Genomic DNA, 2,691 nt, shown 5'->3' on the forward strand with positions numbered 1-2,691 from the left:
CACCATCTGGCGGATCATGATCGCCGACGACACCCGCAGACATCGACATACCGCCGAGTGTTTTTCTGCAGCTTGACAAATAGAGAGGCACCCCCACATTGTTGGAGGGCGTGATGTTCCCCCGGTTTCATGGAGTCGAGATACTGGACTTCAGGCCACGGGTTGGATGGACGGTTGCATCATCTCGTACTCGATCGGGGTCCGCATACCGAGCGCTGAGTGTCGGCGGCGTCGGTTGTGAAAGATCTCGAGGTACTCGAAGATCGCGTTCGCCAGCTCTATCCGGGTTTTCCAGCTTTGCCGGTTGAGTAGCTCGGTTAGCATTCTGCCCCAGAATGATTCGATCACGGCATTGTCGTAGCAGTCGCCGATCGAGCCCATCGACGGCACCAGCCCGGACTTGCGGGCCCGGTCGGTGAAGGCCCAGGACGTGAATTGAACGCCGTGGTCGGAATGAATGATCGTGCCCGGCTCCGGCGACCGATTCGAAACAGCCATCCCGAGCGCGTTGGTGACCAGCGCCGCGGTTTGAGTCGAGTCGATGGACCAGCCGACGACCCGCCGTGAGTAGGTGTCGAGCACGACCGCGCAGTAGACCTTGTCTTCCCTCGTGCAGTGCTCGGTGATGTCGGTGACCCACAACTGGTTCGGCTGTTTCCGTGTGAAGGCCCGGTCGACCAGGTCATTGGCGGTCGGGGTTTGGTGCCGTGGCCGGGCCCGTTTGACCCCGGGCAATCCTTTGATCCCGGCGCGGGCCATCAACAGTTCGACCTGGTTGTAGCCGACCCCGATACCGAGGCCGAGGGGGAGCTCGGCGTGCACCCGCGGAGCGCCGTAGGTGCCACGCGAGGCGGCGTGGACCGCGCGGATCTGGTCGGTGAGCCAGGCATGGCGGATCGCTCTTTGCGAGGGCGGACGTGATCTCCAGTGGTAGAAACCGGACTCGGAGACGTCCAGCAGCCGGCACGCGACCTGCACCGGCAATCCCTCGCTCGCGATCGTGGCTATGGCCGCGTAACGCCTTTTGGGCCGTTGGCCCGTTCTTTCAGCAGCTCACGAGCCCTTGTCAGGATGGCGACCTCATGCTCGAGCTCGCGGATGCGACGCTTGGCTGCGATCAATTCGGACTGCTCGGCGCTCGTCGCGCCCGGAATCTGGCCGGTGTCGATCAGTTCTTGTTTGCGCCAGACATAGATCGTCTGGTCGCTGATACCCAGATCCGCGGCTACCTGCGCGACCGGCCGGCCAGCAGCGACCAGGTCCAGGACCTTCCGACGGAACTCTTCGGGATTACGCCTTGGCACGAACAAGTCTCCTTCGATGACTTCGTGACCAAGGGTCAAGCAAACCAACTCCGGAAAACCGGGGGAACATCAGCGGCGCCCTCGTTCTGGCCGCTGGAGAGCATCTCGGCGACGAAGCATTGGGGGATCAGCTCCCGTCCCTTGACGAATGGTGCGTCGGCCCCGGATTGACGTTGGCCCCGTGCAGACTGAGACGGTTCCATGGGACTGTTTAATTGAACCGTAGCTCAAGAGTCATCGAGCTTCAGAAACTCGACTTCAAAAGACTGAGCCTGCAAGGTCAACAAATAACTCCTTGTCTCGGCGGTTCGCTCTTCTACGCCGTCAGGCAAATGCCACATTATAAACGTCGGCGGTTCGTCGAAGCCTCCCCATCGAAGCCTTTTAAGATCGTTGTATATCCAGTGTAGCGCGGTAAGCGTCGCCCAGCCGGAGCGATTGACGTCAATGACGGCATGGTGTTCTATAATTTGTGGTAGAAAGGGATATAATTCCGGGTTTTCGCGACCGTAGCGGATATAGACATCGCGGAGACTACGATAGCTTTCGTGGAGTTTCTTCGAAGAATTCAGGTGTAGCTGGACCTGGCTGTCGGTATTGCCGTTTTGCCTGCCAGCCGGACGCAGCCAGTAGTTCACGGTCGGATTGTATGAGTTGGCGACGGTGGGTGCCGCAGGAATATTATATGTGAGATTACCTTCAAGAATGATCGGCATGAGCGCGCGGCGCGGCAGGGTGTCATTGAATCGCTGCAGCGCGGTTTCAGTGAGTTCACGGTAGATATCAAGTGCCGAACGCAGCATCGCACACACACGGGCGTGCATTCGGTGTTCGGAATAGCTCCCCAGAGGCTGTGCCGGTGAGGCAGGCAGATCGGGGCCTGGCCATAAATCAACGGGGTTCTCGGACGTGGACGAAGAAAAAAGTTGAGGGTACTCGGCGCGAACCAATTGTCTCCAGCCGTGCCATGCGCTGCCGAACCTGGGCGCCGCATTGACAATGTTTTGCAGGATCGTCCTGTCCCTCCCTCTATCATCCATTATCTTAGCGAGGTCGCCACGGGTGCGAGACCATACCCAGTTTGCGGCAGTCGGCACTGGTCCTGGGAATCTCTCGACCGAATAAGACTTTCCACGAGGTGGGGCATTGATGATCTCAGGCAGTGCCGACCCATTCGGTTCAGAAGGTGCGGATACGAGCCAACTCACCGTAACGCCTGTATCGTCGATTTCGACAGCGGTGGTGATGCCGTCAAGCATGGTGTGGTCCGGGGTCGCGAACGCGTTGCTACCACCTAGGACCTGTCCTGTAATTCGTTGTGGTGGTTGGTGTTAGCTGTCGGGTGTGGTGGGTCGTGGTGAAGTGACCGATAAGGCATGGGCTCGGA

General features: G+C 59.3%; 1 protein-coding gene and 1 pseudogene. Both read right to left on the reverse strand.

From position 1 onward, the window contains the following. Window positions 1-150 precede the first annotated feature (150 nt). A pseudogene (locus ACWEWT_RS38555) lies at window positions 151-1,304 on the reverse strand (IS3 family transposase). Window positions 1,305-1,531: 227 nt separating this feature from the next. Then, a complete protein-coding gene (locus ACWEWT_RS38560; protein WP_452565899.1) occupies window positions 1,532-2,563 on the reverse strand; it encodes a hypothetical protein in 1,032 nt (343 codons plus the stop codon). Window positions 2,564-2,691 lie beyond the last annotated feature (128 nt).

Source organism: Nocardia sp. NPDC003963, from assembly GCF_053605105.1.